Source organism: Micromonospora sp. WMMD987 (assembly GCF_029581435.1).
Taxonomy (GTDB): Bacteria; Actinomycetota; Actinomycetes; order Mycobacteriales; family Micromonosporaceae; genus Micromonospora; species Micromonospora rifamycinica.
The window spans coordinates 4549040-4569090 of record NZ_CP120861.1; the positions used below are offsets into that span (position 1 = coordinate 4549040).

Below are 20051 nucleotides of genomic sequence, written 5' to 3' on the forward strand. Positions count from 1 at the left end.
CCGGGTCGCCGTGCCGGCGTGTTCACGGCGCGGTCCCGGTCAGCATCGGCTCATCGGTGAACAGCGTGCCGGCGTCCGCCGCGAAGGCGTCGACCGGGCCGTCGGTCGATGGCGCGGCGCCGAGGATGCCGAGGGCGGCGAACAGCGCGGCGCGCGCCGCCTTCGCGGCCGGGCCGGCGATCTGCGCCGCGATCGCGGCGACCGCGCCGGAGTGCGTCGCCACCGCGCCGACCGGCTCGGCGGCGGCGGTCAGCGGCAGCGCGTCGTCGGCCGTGATCCGCGCGACGCCGAGGGTGCCGGCCGCGTCGACCGGGCCGCCGGTCCACCCCGCGACCGCAGGCGGTGCGGTGAGGGTCAGGCCGGTCAGCCGATCAGGGACCAACTGCGCGCCGCCCGGGTCGAGTGTCGAACCGTCGCCGGCGCCCCACAGCGCCATGGGAACGTCCGAGGTGACGCCGGCGGCGTGCCAGCCGGTCGCGGTCAGGTCGATCTCGCCGGCCGGGCCGCCGGCCGTGCGCCGTAGCGTCACCCGCTGCCGCACCGTCAGGCCGGTGCGGCCCAGGGGCCTGACATCCACCGGCGGCCCGGACACGGCCGCGGTCTGCGTCGTGGAGCCGAGCAGCACCCGGCTGACCGGCACCGCGTTGCGCAGCGTCACGGCGAAGCCGTCGGCGCGCACCGGCCAGGGCTCCGGCCCGGCTGAGTCAATAGAACCAGCCGGACCAGCCGGGCCAGCCGACCCGGTCGAACCAGCCGGGACGGTCTGGGGCGCGGCCAGTCCGGCCGCCGCGGTGAAGGTCGTGCTCGCCGTGGCGGCCGGCAGCAGCTCCTGGAACCCGGCCCAGTCCAGCCGGGTCAACGCCGGATCGGCGGTGCCAGCCGTCGCGCCGAAGGCCACCGTGAAGGTGACGACCCACAGCCGGACGGTGACCGTCCCGCCGGTCGGCGGACCCCACAGCTCCAGCTCCGCGCCCGCCTCCAGGTGCAGGGTCTTCGCCGTGAACAACAGGTTCGCCGTGTACTCGATCCCGACGCTGACCCCGATCCGGGTCCGGAACCGAAACGGCGCCCACGCGACCAGCAGATCGGCCTGGGCCGTGAACCAGGCGGTCAGGCTGCCGTCGTGATAGCGCACGTCCAGCGTCCCGCCGGCCATGATCGCCGACGGGGTCAGCGCGAAGTAGGCGGTGCCGGAGATGCGTACCGCCGCGTCCAACGACCAGGTGAAGCCGACCCGTGGTACGACCGGGTAGTGCTTTGGCGCATCGAACGCGGGGTGGTAGCCGCCGATGGTGACCGCGAAGTCGCCGGCGTTGCGGTGCTCACCGAACCAGGCGTAGAACGCGAAGCCGCCGGTGAGGACGCAGGCCGGGTCGAGCAGGTACGAGTTGCGGGTCAGCCCCGCGGACAGGGCGACGATCCCCTCGCCGGGCCGCAGCACACTGCGGAGCTCGAGCTGCAACTGCGCGTACGGGCGGGCCGCCCCGGTGGACGGGAAGCGGGCCGTGGTCACGCCGAGCAGCAGGACCGTCAGCGCGTTGCCGAACTCGACGGCCAGCAGGGCGGTGGTGTCGAACTGCCGGTACGTGTGGAAGCGCACCCCGACGGCCAGCCAGGTCTGCCCCGGCGCAGGGCTGAGCCAGGGCTGCGGCCCGCCGGTGAGGGCGGCCAGCGCCTGCGCCGGCGAGCCGTCCGCGTCCTGCGCGCCGAGCCCGGCGACCAGCGGGAAGCCGGCCACCTCGGTGACCGCGGGCAGCCGGATCGTGGAGTTGTAGCCGAAGCCCGCCGCCAGCGCGGTGACCGAGAACGCGGGCGGACCCCCGAACGTTCCGGCGGCCCGCAGGAACAGGAACATCGACGGCTCGCCGTCGACCTCGGTGTACGAGCCGTAGGCCAGCGCGCCCCAGGACGGCATCGAGACGGCGGCGCCGCCGTCGTACCGGAACGTGGCACCGCCCGTCGGCGGGACCGAGGTGAACCCGCCGAGGATCGCCAGCGGCGCATTCACATAGGACAGTGCCAGGCCGCGCACGTCGAACCGCGGCCCGAAGCCGGCCACCGGCACCCTGATCGAGGCGCCCTGCAGGGCCAGGGACAGGCCGTCGGCCTCCAGCGAGCCGTCCAGGACGAACCAGAGGGCCGCGTCGCGGTACCGGGCGCCGACCCGGGCGATGGTGACCGGTCCGAAGGCCTTCTGCACGGTGAACCACACGGTGCCGTCCGCGTCGGTCGGCGCGGCGGCGACCACGCCACCCTGCCCGGACGATGGGCCGACGGTGGAACCGACCGGCGTGGTCGCCGGATCCGTGGGAGTGCCGGGTCCGGCGGCCCGGCCGGCGCCGAGGGCGATCGGGATGCGCTGCGCCCCGAAGCGCAGCACGGCCGAGAAGGCGAGGGCCGCCGCCGTGCCCTGCTCCGGGAACCTCGGATAGCCCTCCCCGATGAGCCCGTTCGCCTCGACCACGGTCTGCGGGAGAATCCGGGCGTCGGACACGATCACCTGGAGCTGCTCGACCGCGCAGGTTTCGACGTCCCCGAGGGCGGCGCCGATCAACGGCAGGTCGGACAGCCCGATCGGCTCCCCGACGGACACCGCGGCCAGATACCGTGTCGACCCGTCGGCCTCCGCTGCGGCGGGCAGCGCCACGAAGACCGCTGCACCGTGGACCGCCGACCGCGCGCCGATCACCAGTTGCCGGGAGGTCGGGTCGTAGGTCAGGTCCGCGGCGGTCAGCGTCAGGTCGAGCCCGGGCGGAAGCTCCGGCACCGGCAGGTCGAGGCCCGCAGCCACGTCGGTGAGGGACAACGGGGGCTGCTGCGGGTCGGCCGTCCAGTGCGCGTCGATGCTCGTGCTGCTCCGGCCGTCGCGCAGGTTGAGCGTCACCGCGCAGGCCATCCGACCGATCGTCAGGGTCGCGCTGTACCGGGCCGTGAATCCCGCGGTGCCGACCGTGGTCGCCGGGTCCGACGGTTCCTCGCCGCTCGGCTGGTCCGCCGGCACCGGATCGAGCGCCACGTCGACGCGCAGCTGCGCCGGGGCGCCGGCCACGGTGAGGGCGCCGGTGCAGGAGAACGTGAAGGCGCCGGTGCCGGTCGTCACACTCGCCGCCACCTCGACGAGGGCGAGGTGGCGCAGCACGTCGGGCACCTCGGTGATGCCGAAGTCGGCGGCGAGGGAGCCGAGGAGGTCGCCGACCGGGAGATCGTCCCCGGCACCGGTCGACCCGGCGAACCGCCAGCCTTCCGCCGCCCCCTCGTACCCGGCCTGCAGCAGCACGTTGATCGACGGCCCGAAGCTCAGCACCGCCTCGACGTACCCGGACAGGCCCGACGACGACTGGTAGGCGACGCCGACCGAGACCCGGCGCAGCGCGACGGGGCCGATCCGCCACACGTCGCTCAGCGTGAGGTCGACCGCGTACCGCCCGGACCCGGGCCGGGCCAGGAAGAAGGCCTCGCTGACGGTCAGCGCCCGCGGCAGGTCCGCCGAGGGCAGCCCGAGCGAATCGAGCAGATCGGCCACCCCGACCGGTGTCTGCTCGTACAGCTGCCCCGTTATCTCCAGGCCCGGCAGGCTCGCCGCGACGTCCAACCGCAGCACACCGAGGGTCAGCAGGCTGACGACCTGCACCGACGGCAGCTGCCCGGTCGCGGCGTCGAACGTCATGGTGACCCTGCGGATCGCCGCGTCCAGCCCGCCGACGCCCAGTCCCGGTCCGTCGCCGCGCAGCGAGGCCAGTTCGACGGCCGCCGCCGCGCCGCGTTGCGCACCACCGAGCCATCCGGCCAGTGCGGCCAGGCCGGGGAAGGCCGTCGTCCCGGACGGCTGCAGCGAAGCGGTCCACCGCCGGCCCGGGGTCACCCCGATGGCGACCTCGACCGGCAGGTCCCCGATCGTGACCAGGCTGCTGAGCATGATCTGGTACTGGGCCGGGCCGACGTCACCCCGAACGGTGACGTCGTCGAACGCCAGGACCGAGGGTACGACCGTCCACCGGGCGTCGGGCAGGCTTGCGGTGAACACCAGTTGCGGCCGGTGTGCCCGGCCCGGGTAGAAGGTCAGGTGCAGCTGCGAGGGCTCGACCGAGGCCGTGCCGACCAGCGTCTGCGGCGGGACCGGCAGGACCGCGGCCCGACCGCTCCCACCGACGCCGAGAGCCAGCAACGTGGGCAGCGGTAGCCGTGTCGTCGCGGGCACGCCGAGCCGCCAGGCCGCCACGGTGCCGGTGGCGGACTGCTCCCGGGTCGACGTCAGCGTCACCGCGACCGGCCCGTCGAGGTCCAGGACGCCGGACGCCGCGCCGGTCACCGTGAGGCCGGCAGTGCCGCCGGTACTGCCAGGGCCGGCAGTGCCGGCAGTGCCGGTCAGGGTGACCGTGGCGTGGGTCAGGTGCACCGGGCCGGCACCCGCCGGGCCGAGACCCTCGATCGGCCAGGACGCCGAGGTGCCGCCGGAGATGGTGAGCACCTGCCCGGACAGGCTGAGCCCGTCGTCGCCCGGAACCAGCTCCAGGAGGCCGTCCGGCATCGTGCGCAGGAACTCGGCCAGCGGCACGGGCAGTGCGGAGTCGTCCGCGGCGAGGGTGACCGAGCGCCCCATCGACTCCAGGTGCCGGTACAACGCGTCCAGGTCGCTCACGCCGCGCTCCTTCTCCACCCGTCCGCGGGCCGGCGCGGCGTGCTCACCACTGGGTCGTCACCACGGTCGGGCCCGCGACGGCCATGGCCGTCGGATAGTGCTCCCAGTACGTCGTGGTGTACGTCCGGTTCCCCACCATCGCGGTGCTGCCCGCCTGGTTGATCCGCAGGACGATATTGCCCCTGTCCCGACCGAGGGCACCGTTGTTGTCGTTGTTGTCGCCCGAGATACGTGACCAGTTGTGTGGGACGTTCTGTGCGTACGCGGGCCCCGGCACCCGGGCCGGGCCTCTGTCAGCTGCCGGCGATGCCCGGATGCCCACCCTGGGATAGCGGCAGTTCGTCAGGAAGTAGAACTCGATCGTGGCGTTGGGATCTTCCAGCCGGTCGATCATCGTCTGGAACGGGTGTCCGTACTCGCGGCCACAGGAGATGATCGCGGTCTTCGGTCCCAGGAAGTTCAGGAAGTTGTCGCTGGTGGACGTGTCCGCACCATGGTGGCTGGCCTTGAAGGCCGTCACCCAGGGCGGTGCCGCCAGCGCCGGCAGCAGGCCGCCGGCACCGTTCGGCAGCGGCTGGCCCGCCACCATCAGCGCCATCGCCAGCTGATCCTCGCTCTCGAGGGGCAGGTCACCGGCGGTGAAGTAGCGGAAATCGTTGAACTGCACGACCAGGCCGATGCTCATCCTGTTGTCGAGCTGACCGGCGTGGATGATCTGCGGCGCCACCCCGACCCCCTGCCACACGCTGGCGATCGCCCCGGAATGCGGTACCGGACCCGAGACCAGGACCGCGTACGGGGCGTTGGCGGGGGCCACCGGGGGTGCGACGCCGTTCCAGAACAGCTCATCGCCCAGCGTCGGAGCGAAGCCGGTCCGCTGCCGGTTCACGCCGGGTACCTGCAGGTGCACCGACGTGCTGCTCACCAGCTCACCCACGACCGCTTTCGCGTACGGGGCGGGCGCGGTGCGCGCATCGCCGATGTCGACGATCCGCGTGTTGCGGTAGATTCCGCCCGTGTCGAACCGCCCGTCACTCGGGACCGTCCGCGCCAGTGCCGGGAACACGACGGCCGCGACCGCTGCGCGCACCTGGGCGACGGTCGGTGGATTCGCCATGGCGAGCAGGGCCGCCACGGCCGCGCCGGCCGCCAGACCGGCGTCCTTGCGCCACGCTTTGCTGGTGATCAACGTGACGTGGCCGCCCCAGCCGGCTCCGACCGCCTCCGCCCTGGCCACTCCCCGCTCGGCGGCCTGAACCGGGTTCAACAGGTTGACGTTCGCCGCGGTGAGGGCGTTCACCGTCGCGTCGATGGAGTTGACGTTCGCCCCCCACGACCCGTAGAGGACGCCGACCGTCGCGCAGGCCGCCTTGGCCGCGGCCTCCTCCTGCGTGAGCGCCGCACCACCGCCGACCAGTGCCCCGACGATCGCTCCCACACCGTCACACAGGACAGAGAGGTTGTCGGCGAACAGGAGGCTGGAGATCCCGTGCGAATGGTCCTTGTCGTAGTGGGTGACCAGCAGGACATCCGGACCGGTCCCGGGCGGCAGGGTGGCGACGACATACTGGTGTGTCAGAGCCGCGGCCGCCGACAGCCCGCCGTCGATCAGGATGGACCGGCGCGAGCCGGGTACCCCCGGATCCTCGGCGATGATCAGGCTGGCCTCGCCCACACCGATGTCGATCGTATGGATCTCCAACTCCCACGGCACGCGGCGTCCCCTTCGGATAGTCGCCCACATCGGACGGTGCACGCCGTCGCGGTCCCGCTCGGGGCGCCGTAGTGTATCGGCAGCCACACCGGTTGCCGCGTCTCCCGCGCGGGTGAATCCTGCCGTTGGCGGGTCGCGGACACGGCGAAGGCCGGTCACCGTGGTGGTCGCCGGCCCCACGCCAGAGGCCGGATCCGTGACCAGGCGCCGTCCGCACCGACCAGGAGCTCCGTCTCCACGGTCGAGCCGTCGGCGAAGGTGACCTCGTGGCGACCGTCGGCGAGACCATGCACGGCGCCGGCCTCGGCTCCCAGTGAACCCGGTGTCCTCGATGGCGGAGCCTTGCTCACCCCGGCGGGATGGTGCGACAATAAATTGAAGTATATAGATGTTTACTGAGTGGCCGCCGACCCTGGAACGATGCGGCCGGAGCAACGGAGCCGGGCCGCCCACCCCAGGTCACCATCCGGAGCAGGACCGCGTTCTTCAGGGAGCAGCCAGCATGAGCATGTCACCGTCCGGACGCGTGTCCGTCCGGGTCCGCGCGGTTCTCGCCACCGCCGGCTCCGTCCTCGTCCTGGGGGCGCTCGTCGGCGCCGCTCCGGCCAGCCCGGCCGATCCGCCTACCAGGATGGACAACCCGTACGTCGGAGCGCGGGTCTACGTCGACCCGGAGTGGGCCGCCCGCGCCGCCGCCGAGCCCGGTGGCGACGTCGTCGCCGGCCAACCGACCGCCGTCTGGCTGGACCGGATCGCCCGGATCGAGGGCAAGGACGGGATGATGGGTCTGCGCGAGCACCTGGACGCGGCCCTGGCGCAGCGCGCCGATCTCGTCCAGCTGGCCCTCTACGACCTGCCGGCCCGCGACTGCGGCCGATGGGCTCCGCCCGGCGAGCTGTCGATCGGCGACATCGCCCGCTACCGGACCGAGTTCGTCGACCCGATCGTCGAGATCCTCGCCGACGCCCGCTACGCCGATCTGCGGATCGTCACCTTCGTCGAGCCGAACTCGCTACCCAACCTCGTGGTCAACGTCAGCCCCCGCTACAACGCCACCCCGGCCTGCGACGAGGTCAAGGCGCACGGCACCTACCTCGATGGGATCGGGTACGCCCTGGCCCGGCTCGGCACCGTACCCAACGTCTACTCGTACCTGGACATCAGCCACCACGGTGAGACCGGCTGGGCGGACAACGCCGACCCGTTGACGGCGCTGCTGGCGCAGGCCGCGACGAACGGCGGCAGCACGCTCGCCGACGTGCACGGCTTCGTCGCCAACACCGCCAACTACTCGGTCCTGCGCGAGGAGCACTTCCGGGTCGACGACGTGGTCGCCGGCCAGCCGGTGTACCAGTCGAAGTGGGTCGACTGGAACCCGTTCGTCGACGAGATCCCCTATGCACTGCACATGCGCGACCGACTGATCGCAGCGGGCTTCTCCCCGCAGGTGGGGGTGGTGGTGGACACCTCCCGCAACGGCTGGGGCGGCCCGAACCGACCCACCGGCCCGGCGACCTCGTGGGACGTGAACCGTTACGTCGACGGCAGCCGGCTCGACCGGCGGACGGTGGTCGGGAACTGGTGCAATCAGGTGGGCACCGGTCTCGGCCAGCGGCCGACCGCCGCGCCGGAGTGGGGCATCGACGCCTACGCCTGGGTCAAGCCGCCCGGCGAGTCCGACGGCGCCAGCGCCCGCCCGGGTACAGGCCGCCCGTACGAGCCCTTGTGCGATCCGGACTACCTTCCGCAGCGCGGTTCGACGTGGCCCACCGGCGCTATGCCGGCGGCACCCCCGTTCGGGGAGTGGTTCCCGGCGCACTTCCGCCAACTGCTGGTCAACGCGTGGCCGCCGCTGTAACTACTCGCGACTCCACCAGGTTCTGACCGCCGCTGTGGCGGCAGGCGTCTCGACCGTGGTGCCAGGCGTTCTCGTCGGCCGCCAGTGGGACACGGCCCGATAGGGTGGCGATCGAAGGAGACGACCGCCATCCCAGGCCGGCACCCTACCGTTGCGCCCGCCGTCTGCAGTTTGTCAAGGCGGATTCAACCGGTCCTCGCAACACCACGGTCTCCGCCGCCAAGCGGAGGCTGACCCACACGGAACCCGGGGCGACCGGATGGTCGTCCCCGGTCCGCGGGTGGTGGTCGTCAGCCGGTGACGGTTCCGGGTTGGGCGGACAAAAGGGTCTGGGTCCAGCCGGTGGTATCGACGGGGTCGTTGGGGAAGCTCTGGATGTCGCTGCCGGTGTCGTCGTAGGGGTCGTTGTCTAGGTAGCGGTAGAGGCCGTCGCCGGTGGTTCGGCCGTAGTAAACGCCGTCGCCCGGGGAGAGGAAGGCGTCGAAGAACCAGTGGTCGGTGGCGAGGCTGTGGCCTTCCCAGGTGCCGGCGCTGTCGAGTTTGTAGGACCGGAGTGCCCCGGCGGGGGTGGTGCCGACGAGCCAGTTGGAGGAGGTGGCGGCGAGGGTGTTGAGGAAGAAGCCGTTGCCGATGAGTTGCCCGGCTCCGATGGTGGCGTCGGTGGGTTTGGTGGCGGAGACGGTGTATCGGCGCAGGTCGCCGTTGCGGATGCCGAACAGGTGGGTGTTGCCGTCGTAGGTGAGCAGTTCGTGGGTCCAGCCGGTGGCGATGCGGACGGGTGGGTTGTAGCCGAGTGAGGTGTTGTTGGTGATGACGTCGATGCGGTAGAGGTAACCGGCGGTGTCAGTCATCAGGACGGTGTTGAAGTTGAGGGTGGCCATGGCTTTGGGCGTGAAGCCGACGGTGGTGCTGGAGATGAGGGTCTTGGTGCGGTTGCCGGTGGCGGCGTCGATGGTGGAGAAGGTGAGCCTCCCGTCGGGCAGCACCCCGTACACATTCGCCGAGCCCGCGATGTCCGTGATGTTGTCGTAGCGGATCGGCGTGTACTGGCTGGAGTAGCTGGCCGACCAGACGTCCTCGACAGTGTCCCGGCTGCCGGTCTGCTCCATCACCGTCGGCTTGGTGTGCGCGGAGTCGGACCATGCCACGAACAGGGCGACGTGGTTCTCGCTCGTGTCGCCGGTGTGCCGCAGCAAGGCGTCACCCGGCTTCAGGTCGCTGCGCGCGATGGTGTGCGACCGGTTGAGCAGGTTGCCGGTCCAGAAGGCGCTGCCCGAGCCGCCCAACCCCCAGGCCATCGAGACGAAACCGGAGCAGTCGGTGCGGTAGTCGCCGTACTGGTTGCGGTAGCAGCGCTCCTGGCTGTAAGGAATGCCGACGCTCAGCCAGCTCCGTGCCCGGGTCAGTACCTCGGAGCGGGTCGGGCTCTTGTCGGAGCCGTTGCTTTCGCACGGGATGGGGGTGGTGGAGACCGCAGCCAACGTCGATGGGCCGGCTGGAAGTCCCGGGTACGCTGGCAGCGGCGGATCGCCGGCCACCGTGGATGCCGCGACCGCCGCCGGTGCCGCCGCGGCGGTGGCACCGGCGACCAGCCCAACCGCGGCGGTCAGGCCCACCGTCGTCGCCATCAGCAGGCTCGTCGCGGTGACCAGTCTTTGCGCGATGCTGTTGAACATGATGGATTCCCTTACGGAGGAGACAGGTCCTGACCCTGAACGGTGGGCGGGGCCGCTCCAAAGGGCCTGGAACCTTTCTGCAAGCGGGGTTACAGCACGGTTGCAGCACCTGCGACGGCGGCGGACGCCTGGAGTTCGACGTGTTCGCGCGAGTTGTGCTCGCGAAACACCCGGCAAGCGCGGGCATAGGCGGTGTCGGCTGCGGCGACGTCACCGCGATCCCGGTATACCAGGGACAGAACGTGTTCGGTGCGCGCCCGCCACAGCGATGAGCGCATCACCTCCCACAACGACATCGCCTCGTCCAGACAGATCTCTGCCCCGTCCGACCAGCCCGCGACGCGGTGGAACTGCCCGAGTACGTGCAGCGCCATGGCCTGCCCCCAGCGGTCCTCGGACTCCTTGGCGACCGACAGGGCGCGCTCCAGATCGACGCATACCCGATCCGGCGACCCCATCCGCAGCCGGGCCGTGGCGTGCGACCGGACGGCATAGGAGCGCATCAGCTGGTCCCCCGCCTCGTCGAATATCTCCGCGGCCCGCTCGCAGGCGCGCAACGACTCGGCGTACTTCCCGCAGACCCGGTGGTAGATGCCGATGCTGCGCACCGTGTAGGCGACCCCGCGTCGGCTGCCGGCCCGTTCGTACGCCCGTAGCGACAGCTCCAAGTCCACCAGCGCGGCCGGGTAGGCGCCCTGTTCCAGCCGTACCGAGCCGCGGACCCGGTGTACGTAACCGATGCCGCCGGCGTCATCGAGGGCCTGTAGCAGGGCCGCGGCCTGGTCGAGGAAGTGCAGCGCCTCGGTCAGGTGACCGGAGTCGCGGCAGGCGATGCCGAGCCCGGCGAGCGCGGCCGCCTGCCCGCGCACGTCGTGCAGCGTCCGGAAGGTGCTGAGTGCCTCGCCGAAGTGCTGCCTGGCCTCGCCGTGGCGGTCTTCGGACATCCGCAGTCGGGCCAGTTCGAACAGCATGAGCGCCTCGTCGTACGGCTCGCCCGCTCGGGCGGCGGCCGGCAGCGCGGCCGCGACGACGCGGGACTGGAACTCGAAGCGGTTCGCACCCTTCAACTCCTGGGCGGTCAGCGCCGAAACGAAGTCACCGACCACCTGGTGCAGTCCGATCGCCCCGGCGCGTTCGACCCCGACCGTGAGGACGAGTTCCTGCCGGTGCAGCCAGCCGGTCGGGTCGGCGAGCACCCGGCGGGTCAGGCTGTCGGGGATCTCGAACTCCACCGGGGGCGGCCTACGCCACACGACCTCAGCGGGTGGCGCGTCGACCGCGATCCGGTCGATGAGTGCCCGCCACCCGGTGAGCACCCGGCCGACCGCCTCCCGCAGCGCGTCCGGCGACTCCTCGGCGTCGGCGCGTTCGCGTGCGTAGATGCGGACCAAGGCATGCAGCCGATAGCACAGGACCCCGGTGGAATCCACGCCGGTGAAGCTGACCAGTTGGGCGTCCACCAGCAGCTCCAGCAGCGCCTCGGCGGCGGCGTGGTCGACCGCCAGCAGCCAGCCGACCACCCAGGCGTTGAACTCGGGGATGCCAAAAAAGCCTATCCGCCGCAGGGCCGCCTTGCCGGGCTCCGTCAGGCGGCGGTAGCTCAACCCGATGCTGGACCGTACGGCCAGGTCGCCTGCGGAGAGCTCGTCGAGGCGCTTGCGATCGTCGGTGAGGCGTTCGGCCAGCACCGCGAGGGGGAGGTTCCGGCGGGTCGCCAACCGGGCGCCAGCGACCCGGATGGCCAGCGGCAGGTTCTCGCAGGCGGTCAGCAGCCGGGCTGCCGCCGCCGCGTCCGCCATCCGTTCGTCGCCGACGATCCGGCCGAGCAGCTCCCGGGCCTCCTCGTCGGTGAAGACGTCCAGCTCGGTCAGGGTCGCCCCGGCCAGCCCGGCCAGGCGGCCCCGGGAGGTGACCAGGACCGCACAGCCCGGCCCGCCCGGCAGCAGCGGTCGCAGCTGCCGCTCGCCGGCGGCGTCGTCGAAGAGCAGGAGCGTACGGCGCCCGGCGAGCAGACTGCGGAACAGCTCGGTCCGCTCCCGGGTGGACTCCGGCAGGTAGGCGTCGTCGATGCCGAGCGACCGCAGAAAACCCGCCAGCACCTCGCCGGGTGTCGCCGGGGTGTCGCTCATGCCGCCGAGGTCCGCGTACAGCTGACCGTCCGGGAACGAGTCGGCCACCTGCTGCGCCACCCAGACGCCCAGGGTGGACTTGCCGCTGCCGCCCGGCCCGGCGACGACGTGCGTCCCGGGCGAGCCGCCGCGCAGCGCGGCGACGAGGCCGCCCCGTTCCCGCCCACGCCCGGTGAAGTCGGCGGTGGCCGGCGGGATCTGCGCGGGAATTACCGACGTGCTCCGGCGTGCCCCGTGGTGCGCGGACTTTTCTAGCAGGCCACTGTCGCCGGCCAGGATCGCGTTGTGCAGCATCTGCAGCTGCCGGCCCGGCTCGACCCCGAGTTCGTCTACGAGCGCGGTCCGACCCTCCCGGTAGCAGGCGAGGGCGTCGGCCTGCCGTCCCAGCCGGTACAGCGTCAGCATCAGCTGACCGCGCAGGCGTTCGTTCGCCGCGTGCCGGGCGACCAGGCTGGACAACTCGGCGAGATGGTCGCAACGGCCCAGGCTCAGCTCAACCTCGAACCGCTCCGACTGCGCAATCAGTAGGAGTTCGTCGAGCCGCCGCGCTGCCGCGGCCAGTGGGGCGCTGTCCAGGCCGGACAGGGCGGGGCCGTGGCACAGCGAGATCGCCTTGTGGAACAGGTCGGCGGCCTGGTCGCAATCGCCCGCCCGGGCCAGCTCCTGCCCCTCGTTCACCAGTTCAGTGAAGACGTCCGCGTCGACCATCGCCTTGTCCAGCCGGATCCGGTATCCCGGCGGATGTCTGTCGATGACGTGCGGGAACCCGTGACGGGCAAACGCCTTGCGCAGCGACGAGACGTACGTCTGGACCAGTGCGCGGGCACTCGCCGGCGGATCGTCCGGCCAGACCACGTCGACAAGGCGGCTGACCGGAACGACACGTCCTTGTTCCAACACCAGAGCCGCCAGAATCGCACGCGGTTTGCTTCCACCCAACGGAATCGACCCGTCAGGGCAGTAGGCCGCGATCGGCCCGAGTAGTCGGACCCTAAGCACTTCGAGAAACCTCCCCGTGCCCCCGTACTGGCGTAACGCTGGCGACGGTAAGCGCGACGTCGTCGACCACGAGCACACGGGGAACTCTCTGTTTGGGTAGCGGAATGCCCAGCAGCGACCGCAGCGCGGTGTCTCGGGACATGACGACCATCGCCAGGACCGACATCAGGTGAGCGCCGCTCCGGCCGGCCACCTGGCGCAGCTTTGCAGCGATCTGGGAGATCGGTCGGGGTGTGCGGCTCTGGTACCGCACCAGAACACCCGGAAGCTGTTCGCGGAACGTGCCGCTGCAGCCCCGCGTCGGGCAGACCAGACGGCGTACGCGTACCCGCAGCACCACTGGCCTGGCATCGACCGACACGTCCACCGGAGTCCACTGGTGATACCCGTGCACCCGGCCTGTCACCGCATCGTGGCCCGGACAGGCCACAGGCGTCTCAGGGGTCCGAGCCTGCACCAGATTCTGCCCGCCCTCGTCCATGACGTCATCGATCACCAGCGGGGGCAGCCCCGAGAACACCATCTTCACAAAATGATTGATCATGCACGCATGGTTTCAACGACATCGACCACCCTCGGCCACTATCGAATGTGAGACAGAGCGGAATGTTGTGAGATAGATCCGTTAAATCAATACTCTCAAATTTGTCAGAACCAGGATCCGACGATGAGGCGGTTGCCGACGGTCGCCTCAAGGCTGAACGGGCCGGAGGTATACCAGTTGGCCGGTGTGATGGTCCCGTTCAGGAAAACCTTGAACGTGAAGGTGCCGTCACTGTTCGCGTAGGCCATGACAGTGTCGTCCTTGCCGTCGCTATTGACGTCTCCGGAGGCGACCCGCTCGCCGACCTTGCCCAGGTCGAAAGAGTAGTACGTGGCGGTGGACAAGCCGCTGAACGACGAACCCGTGGAGTACCAGCGGTAGAGGACGATGGTTGACGAACCAAAGTCCCGAGCAAGGATAGGCTCGTCCTTGCCGTCGCCGTTGAAGTCCCCGACGATGAGGCGGTTGCCGACGGTCGCCTCAAGGCTGAACGGGCCGGAGGTATACCAGTTAGCTGGTGTGATGGTCCCGTTCAGGAAAACCTTGAACGTGAAGGTGCCGTCACTGTTCGCGTAGGCCATGACAGTGTCGTCCTTGCCGTCGCTATTGACGTCTCCGGAGGCGACCCGCTCGCCGACCTTGCCCAGGTCGAAAGAGTAGTACGTGGCGGTGGACAAGCCACTGAACGACGAACCCGTGGAGTACCAGCGGTAGAGGACGATGGTTGACGAACCAAAGTCCCGAGCAAGGATAGGCTCGTCCTTGCCGTCGCCGTTGAAGTCCCCGACGATGAGGCGGTTGCCGACGGTCGCCTCAAGGCTGAACGGGCCGGAGGTATACCAGTTAGCTGGTGTGACGGTCCCGTTCAGGAAAACCTTGAACGTGAAGGTGCCGTCACTGTTCGCGTAGGCCATGACAGTGTCGTCCTTGCCGTCGCCGTTGACGTCTCCGGAGGCGACCCGCTCGCCGACCTTGCCCAGGTCGAAAGAGTAGTACGTGGCGGTGGACAAGCCACTGAACGACGAACCGGTGGAGTTCCAGCGGTAGAGGACGATGGTTGACGAACCGAGGTCCCGAGCAAGGATGGGGCTACTGCGGTCATCCCGTACGTTGTTGTAGCGCATTGGCGTGTAGAGGCCTGCATAGCTTGCAGACCATGTACTTTCGATCGTTCCCGAACTGCCGGTCTGCTGGATGACAACGGGCTGGGTCGAGTCGGAATTCGCCCATCGAACGAACAATGCAACATGATTTTCGTCCGGATTGCCGGTGTGCCGCAGGAGTGCATCCCCCGGCATCAGAGAGTTGCGTGGTATCTGAAACGATCTATTATCCAGATTGCCGGTCCAAAAGGAGCTTCCAGGCCCACCGAGCCCCCATGCCATAGAGACGAACCCGGAGCAGTCTGTGCGGTAATCGCCGTGAGAGTTGCTATAGCATCTATCCTGGCTGTAAGGGACGCCGCCGACGTCAAGCCAGCTGTAGGCTCTGGCAAGTATCTGGCTTCGGGTCACGATCATGTCAGATCCGTTGTCTGCGCAGGGCGTGGGCGTGGTAACAACGGCAGCAGGTCGCACGGTCGCACGATGCGGCAGGCCGGGGTACTCCGGTAGCGGCGCATCACCTGGCGATGCCGTCTGTTCAACCGCCGCGACGCTGATCGCCGATGCCAAGGTGGCCGGGCTAACGAACAACGCCGACAACAAAATCCCCATTAGGCATACTATCCGAACACGAATTTTCCGTTTGCGCATTCCCGCTCCTCCTTGCATCGCTCAATCTCCATTAACTGCCCGAGAAAGAGGTGATCATTTCAGCTGAATGCAGCCACGACTACACATGGTTCGGCATGATGCGACCAGAACTTCAGGAAGCCGTTCTGGTCCCCAAAGAGAGCCCGCCGACGCCATGAAACCGGAAATCGCGAACTACCGTGTCGCGAAGAAGTCCGACCGGCCGCGGCCGGTCTTGTACTCAATGCGGACCACGGGCGCCCTCCCGATGATCACACTTCCCAAGAGTTGAAAGACTCAGGCGGCGGGCCACCCTGCCCGGACTTCGGACCGACCAGCGTTCTCAAGCCTAAAGCTGCGGCACGAGCCCCATCAGACATCCTTAAAGCAGGCTTGCACCGCGAAGCCATAGTATTGGACCGGGCTCCCAAATGGGATCATGAGCCATCCATTTCCGTTGCTGACTCCGCACGCCGAATAGCGATCTCCCAGCACATAACCGATGCAGTTATACTGACTCCCGTTGTTTCCCACAGTTAAGATCGGCGCATCAGTTCGCGCTGCGGCACGAATATTAACCGAGGTCGCAGCGACTTGCACACGGCCCGTAGCGCAGTACGAGATGAATGGCACCACCGAATTCACGCGCGGAGATCCCAACGTCGAGGCCTTAGTGGCGATGTCGGCGGACGTCGTCATCGACTCCGCTACAGCAACGCCGCGATCGTCTACTGAATCGGCGCGCGCTGGAGATGCCAGCAGGCTAGCTACCATCAAGAACACACCCGCCGCTGCGGTGACAATCATTGATCGACTTTTGGCAGAACTGATCACAGGATTCTCCCGATGGCCGACAAATAGGCGATTCACTTCACCGTACATCAGGCGAGAATGATCTTTTTTGGTTAGTTGATTATCAACAACCGTAAGCACCCGCATTTGTGCAGGTAGAAGCTGGCTCAACGGCTATAGGTCGATGAGTTGTCAAAAATCGGACCTGCGAAGTTGTTTGCAATCTTGGGCCGGATGTAGATAAGGTGCCGCCGCCCGGCGTGGAGAGGCGATCCACCCGCCGCTGTCTACCTCGTCGGACCGGTACCCTACGGGCTGGAGGCGGTGCTGCAGCACGACACCGTCGACGATGCGCAGCATGGCCAGCATCGAGGGATGAGTACCGGCCACATACTGTTCAGACCCCACGCGCCCGCGCCCATTGTGCCCTGCAGACACCAGCCCTACCCCATCAACTCCTCCGCCCGCATGCACGGATGTGGCCAGGCTGGGGCCGCATCCCTTCTGCCTACACGCATGAAGGTGCCGTCGTCGCCATACAGATCTTGAATGGTCAGGTTGTGTCGGGTTCGAGTGTCAGGCCGGTGTGAGCGAGGAAGCCGTCGAGTAGGTCGGTGCGGTACTGGATGCTCTTGAGACGGTTCTTGATGATCGCCTGGAGGTGATCGACGCCAGTGACGGCGAGGTTGCCGATGCTGCGTTTGAGGTGGGACCACACGGCCTCGGTGGGATTCAGGTCCGGGGCGTAAGCGGGTAGTCGGATGACGGTCAGCCAGTCCCGGGCGTCGATCATCTGCCGCATGGCGGCGCTGACGTGGGTGTTGAGGTTGTCCCAGATCAGCACGATCGGGCCGTCGAGTTGTTGGTGGGCGGCGTCGAGGAGGGCGATGTAGTCGCGTTCGCTGAAGCTGCGCCGCTCGTTCTTGCGGCGGCGGTGCACGATCGTGCGGTAGATGAACCGCGACCGCTGGCCGGGCCGGTAGCAGGTCAGGCCGGCGATCGAGACCCGGCCGGAGCCCTTGCCCGACACCGGGACCACGGGTGTGTGCCCGCGTGGTCCCCAGGTGCGGGCCTTCGGTGGGCGCAACGTCTGACCGGCCTCGTCCTCGAAGACCAGCCACGCCTGCCGCTGCGCCGCTACCGTTTTCCCGCCGGCCACGTCTCCCGCCGCCACGTGATGATCGCGGCCTCGTCACGCTCGACCGCACGATGCGCGGGGACCTGCACCGACCAGCCCAGCCGGTACATGATGTTCGCCGTCCCGCGCAACGTGTACCGGGTGTGGAACTTCCGGGCGATCAGGTCCGACACCCGGGCCAGGGTCCACCGCTGATCGACGCCGAACCCGTGCGCCGCCGGCCCCTCGTCCAGGGCGTCAGCCAGCCGCCGCAGCCGGCCCTCGTCCAGCCGACACCGCGACCCGCCAGGCCCTTTCGACGCCAGAGCCTGTTCACCACCGGCCCGCCACCGCTTACGCCACCCGTACACCGCGGTCCGCGACACCCGCAGCCTCCGCGCGATCTCCGGCACCGACACATCCTCGGCGAACCACCCGGCAGCCTGCCGCCGTACCGCCTCACGCTTCGCCCGCCCCCGCGCAGACAACCCACCTCCATCGGGATACCTCATCCCATCGAACTACCCCAACCCAACGTCGCCACACAGGCCACATCGGACGAACCTGACCATTCAAGATCTGTAGCGGGCCTCGACCCGGGCGACTGGACACCCCGCGAGCTGCCGGACAGCTTCGTCTCGCTGCTCTCCGACAGCGGCGTGATCATCGAACAGATCGCAGACCTCTGTGGGCACTCCGGCACTACCGCCACCGAGAGTGTCTACCGGCACCAACTACGGCCGGTGCTCCTCGGCGGCGCCGTCGCCACGGACCGAATCTTCGACGCTGAGGCGTAGTCGCTCAGCTACTAGAAAAGGGCATATCCATCTATCGGATATGCCCTCTGAGCTGCGTCGGGACGGCCGGATTCGAACCGACGACCCCTTGTTACGGAACGTAGCCATCCCGGCCTTGTCGTTGGCTGTCAGAATTAGGCGTTGAGCTGCGCAGACATGAGCAGGCAATGATCGCCGCTTGTCACTGATTGTCAACCGCTAGCGGGGGTTTTCGAGGGGTAAACGGGGGGCCGACAGGACGTCGCCAGGTCAGCCGCGTCCCGCTCCCCATCAGCTGAACACCCGCCACAAGGAACGTTGCGCCCCTATCCATCGCGGCACACTTGGCCGAAGCGTGGGGATTCGTGTCGGTGGGGTGATCGATACCGCAACTCATCGCCTGGCGCAGACGATGACGTGATGATCGACTGTCGTCCGTAGCTATGCTGACAACAGGTGCCACGGCCTTCCGACTCACCGCCCCGCCAACCCAAGAGGTGGCCTCACGAGCATGGCTCCGCTCGCTGGTGCGGCCACGGACTCGAACCTCGAACCCGCGGTTACCGAAAGTAACGATCCGAACCTTGTCGCTATCTGCTGCCAATTGGCACTGAACTGCACAGACATACCCGCGCAATGATCGCTACTTGTCGCCTACTGTCACGCGCCGACACGGGTTTTCGGGGTAAAGGAGGGGTGTGACAGCACGTTGCCAGGGTCCAGCGACCCCGCTCAGGGGTCGGCACCATCAGCACGAGCACGACGAGCGCCGGCCCATCGCGCGACCCACCCGCCGCCGGCAGGGGTTCATGTCGGCGGGGCACTCGCCTGACGCGGTGGTTGGCCCCAGCATCAGCAGCCGTACCGGCAGGCAGGGTCGGTGCTGTGGTTGCGATCCACGCCCGGCGCGGTGGCCGGGCGCAGCGCTCCTGGAGTACACCGGCGGGTGGGCGCGAGAGATGTTGCGATCCTCGCCCGGCGCGGGTAGCCGGGCGCAGCTCCCGAGGTCGAAGCGGCGCGGTCGACTGGAGACATGGTTGCGATCCTCGCCCGGCGCGGTGGCCGGGCGTAGCCTGAACTCCCCCGCTGGATGGCTTCCCCGGCCGCGTTGGTGTTGCGATCCACGCCCGGCGCGGTGGCCGGGCGCAGCGCTCGCCGGTCCGGCCCCTGAATCAAGATCACGAATGGGGTTGCGATCCTCGCCCGGCGCGGTGGCCGGGCGCAGCCTGCCTACGGCACGTGGGTGCTGACGCGGCGCTGGGCGTTGCGATCCTCGCCCGACGCGGTGGCCGGGCGCAGCCACATGGCCCGCACGTACGGGCCGTCCACCGGTGAGGTTGCGATCCTCGCCCGACGCGGTGGCCGGGCGCAGCACGGTCCGGGGGATGCCGAGGCCGTCGCAGAACTGGTGTTGCGATCCTCGCCCGGCGCGGTGGCCGGGCGCAGCTTCCGGGTGACCGGCCCGCTTCCCGTCCAGGTCGGTGTTGCGATCCTCGCCCGGCGCGGTGGCCGGGCGCAGCACGTGGGCGATCGCCGAAGGGCACAAGCCGGTCGAGTTGCGATCCTCGCCCGGCGCGGTGGCCGGGCGCAGCAGCACCACCGAGCGGTCCGGGGGTCCGGCGCACCACCAGTTGCGATCCTCGCCCGGCGCGGTGGCCGGGCGCAGCTTGAGCCGCTCCCGCAGGTTGGTGAGCTGCTCGTCGCTGTTGCGATCCTCGCCCGGCGCGGTGGCCGGGCGCAGCACTGTCACCTGCGGCAGGTCCACCCGCAAGCCGACCGCGTTGCGATCCTCGCCCGGCGCGGTGGCCGGGCGCAGCCTCCGGCCGGTGAGCAGCAGCACCGGCCGGCGATGCCGGTGGTTGCGATCCTCGCCCGGCGCGGTGGCCGGGCGCAGCACCACACACCGGAGATCTTTCGTCTGTGGACAGTTCCGGTTGCGATCCTCGCCCGGCGCGGTGGCCGGGCGCAGCCTGTCGAACCTGGTCCTGGTCGGCTGCAACACGGACCGGTTGCGATCCTCGCCCGGCGCGGTGGCCGGGCGCAGCCCTCACAGCGCTCGAAGTCACCGCCGGTG

General features: G+C 69.3%; 10 protein-coding genes, 1 pseudogene and 1 CRISPR repeat array (1 of these 12 cut by a window edge). Of the genes and pseudogenes, 2 read left to right on the forward strand and 9 right to left on the reverse strand.

The genetic code is table 11. The features are described 5' to 3' along the window. Nucleotides 1-22: 22 nt before the first annotated feature. Complete coding sequence (locus O7612_RS19125) at nucleotides 23-4639, reverse strand: DUF6603 domain-containing protein (RefSeq protein WP_282266161.1); 4617 nt, start codon at nucleotides 4637-4639, stop codon at nucleotides 23-25. 43 nt (nucleotides 4640-4682) lie between these two features. Continuing rightward, on the reverse strand, nucleotides 4683-6353 hold the full coding sequence (locus tag O7612_RS19130; RefSeq protein ID WP_282266163.1) for a hypothetical protein: 1671 nt from the start codon (nucleotides 6351-6353) through the stop codon (nucleotides 4683-4685). 502 nt (nucleotides 6354-6855) lie between these two features. Here O7612_RS19130 and O7612_RS19135 point away from each other — a divergent pair. Then, nucleotides 6856-8211 carry a glycoside hydrolase family 6 protein gene (locus O7612_RS19135; protein WP_282266165.1) on the forward strand — a complete coding sequence of 452 codons (1356 nt, stop codon included), beginning with the start codon at nucleotides 6856-6858 and terminating at the stop codon, nucleotides 8209-8211. 290 nt (nucleotides 8212-8501) lie between these two features. On the opposite strand, the gene O7612_RS19140 is transcribed toward O7612_RS19135, so the two are convergent. From O7612_RS19140 to O7612_RS19170, 7 genes are all read right to left on the reverse strand, one after another. Beyond that, nucleotides 8502-9887 (reverse strand): hypothetical protein, encoded by a 1386-nt coding sequence (locus O7612_RS19140; protein WP_282266167.1) that lies wholly within the window; start codon nucleotides 9885-9887, stop codon nucleotides 8502-8504. 89 nt (nucleotides 9888-9976) lie between these two features. Then, a complete protein-coding gene (locus O7612_RS19145; protein WP_348774239.1) occupies nucleotides 9977-13093 on the reverse strand; it encodes a BTAD domain-containing putative transcriptional regulator in 3117 nt (1038 codons plus the stop codon). Continuing rightward, complete coding sequence (locus tag O7612_RS19150) at nucleotides 13008-13559, reverse strand: hypothetical protein (protein ID WP_067313786.1); 552 nt, start codon at nucleotides 13557-13559, stop codon at nucleotides 13008-13010. Before O7612_RS19150 ends, O7612_RS19145 begins: the two co-directional genes overlap by 86 nt. 104 nt (nucleotides 13560-13663) lie before the next feature. Continuing rightward, a complete protein-coding gene (locus O7612_RS19155; RefSeq protein ID WP_282266174.1) occupies nucleotides 13664-15313 on the reverse strand; it encodes a VCBS repeat-containing protein in 1650 nt (549 codons plus the stop codon). A gap of 351 nt (nucleotides 15314-15664) precedes the next feature. After that, nucleotides 15665-16255 carry a hypothetical protein gene (locus tag O7612_RS19160; protein WP_157517671.1) on the reverse strand — a complete coding sequence of 197 codons (591 nt, stop codon included), beginning with the start codon at nucleotides 16253-16255 and terminating at the stop codon, nucleotides 15665-15667. Between the two features lie 382 nt (nucleotides 16256-16637). Further along, nucleotides 16638-17243, reverse strand: a complete 606-nt coding sequence (locus O7612_RS19165) for an IS630 family transposase (RefSeq protein ID WP_282265593.1) — start codon at nucleotides 17241-17243, stop codon at nucleotides 16638-16640. After that, the gene (locus O7612_RS19170) at nucleotides 17222-17689 is read right to left on the reverse strand and encodes a winged helix-turn-helix domain-containing protein (RefSeq protein ID WP_231932599.1); all 468 of its coding nucleotides are present in this window, start codon (nucleotides 17687-17689) and stop codon (nucleotides 17222-17224) included. Before O7612_RS19170 ends, O7612_RS19165 begins: the two co-directional genes overlap by 22 nt. Before the next feature lie 96 nt (nucleotides 17690-17785). Here O7612_RS19170 and O7612_RS19175 point away from each other — a divergent pair. Beyond that, nucleotides 17786-17998 (forward strand): annotated as a pseudogene (locus O7612_RS19175) (site-specific integrase); the annotation flags it as partial. An 867-nt stretch (nucleotides 17999-18865) separates the two neighbouring features. Next, nucleotides 18866-20051: direct repeats of the CRISPR family, unit length 37 nt; unit sequence GTTGCGATCCTCGCCCGGCGCGGTGGCCGGGCGCAGC; it runs 2907 nt beyond the window's last position.

What these genes read in the sequence shown, in the direction of transcription:
- O7612_RS19135 (WP_282266165.1), top strand. Translation starts at nt 6,856, where the DNA reads ATGAGCATGTCACCGTCCGGACGCGTGTCCGTCCGGGTCCGCGCGGTT.
- O7612_RS19140 (WP_282266167.1), bottom strand. Translation starts at nt 9,887, where the DNA reads ATGTTCAACAGCATCGCGCAAAGACTGGTCACCGCGACGAGCCTGCTG.
- O7612_RS19150 (WP_067313786.1), bottom strand. Translation starts at nt 13,559, where the DNA reads ATGATCAATCATTTTGTGAAGATGGTGTTCTCGGGGCTGCCCCCGCTG.
- O7612_RS19155 (WP_282266174.1), bottom strand. Translation starts at nt 15,313, where the DNA reads ATGCGCAAACGGAAAATTCGTGTTCGGATAGTATGCCTAATGGGGATT.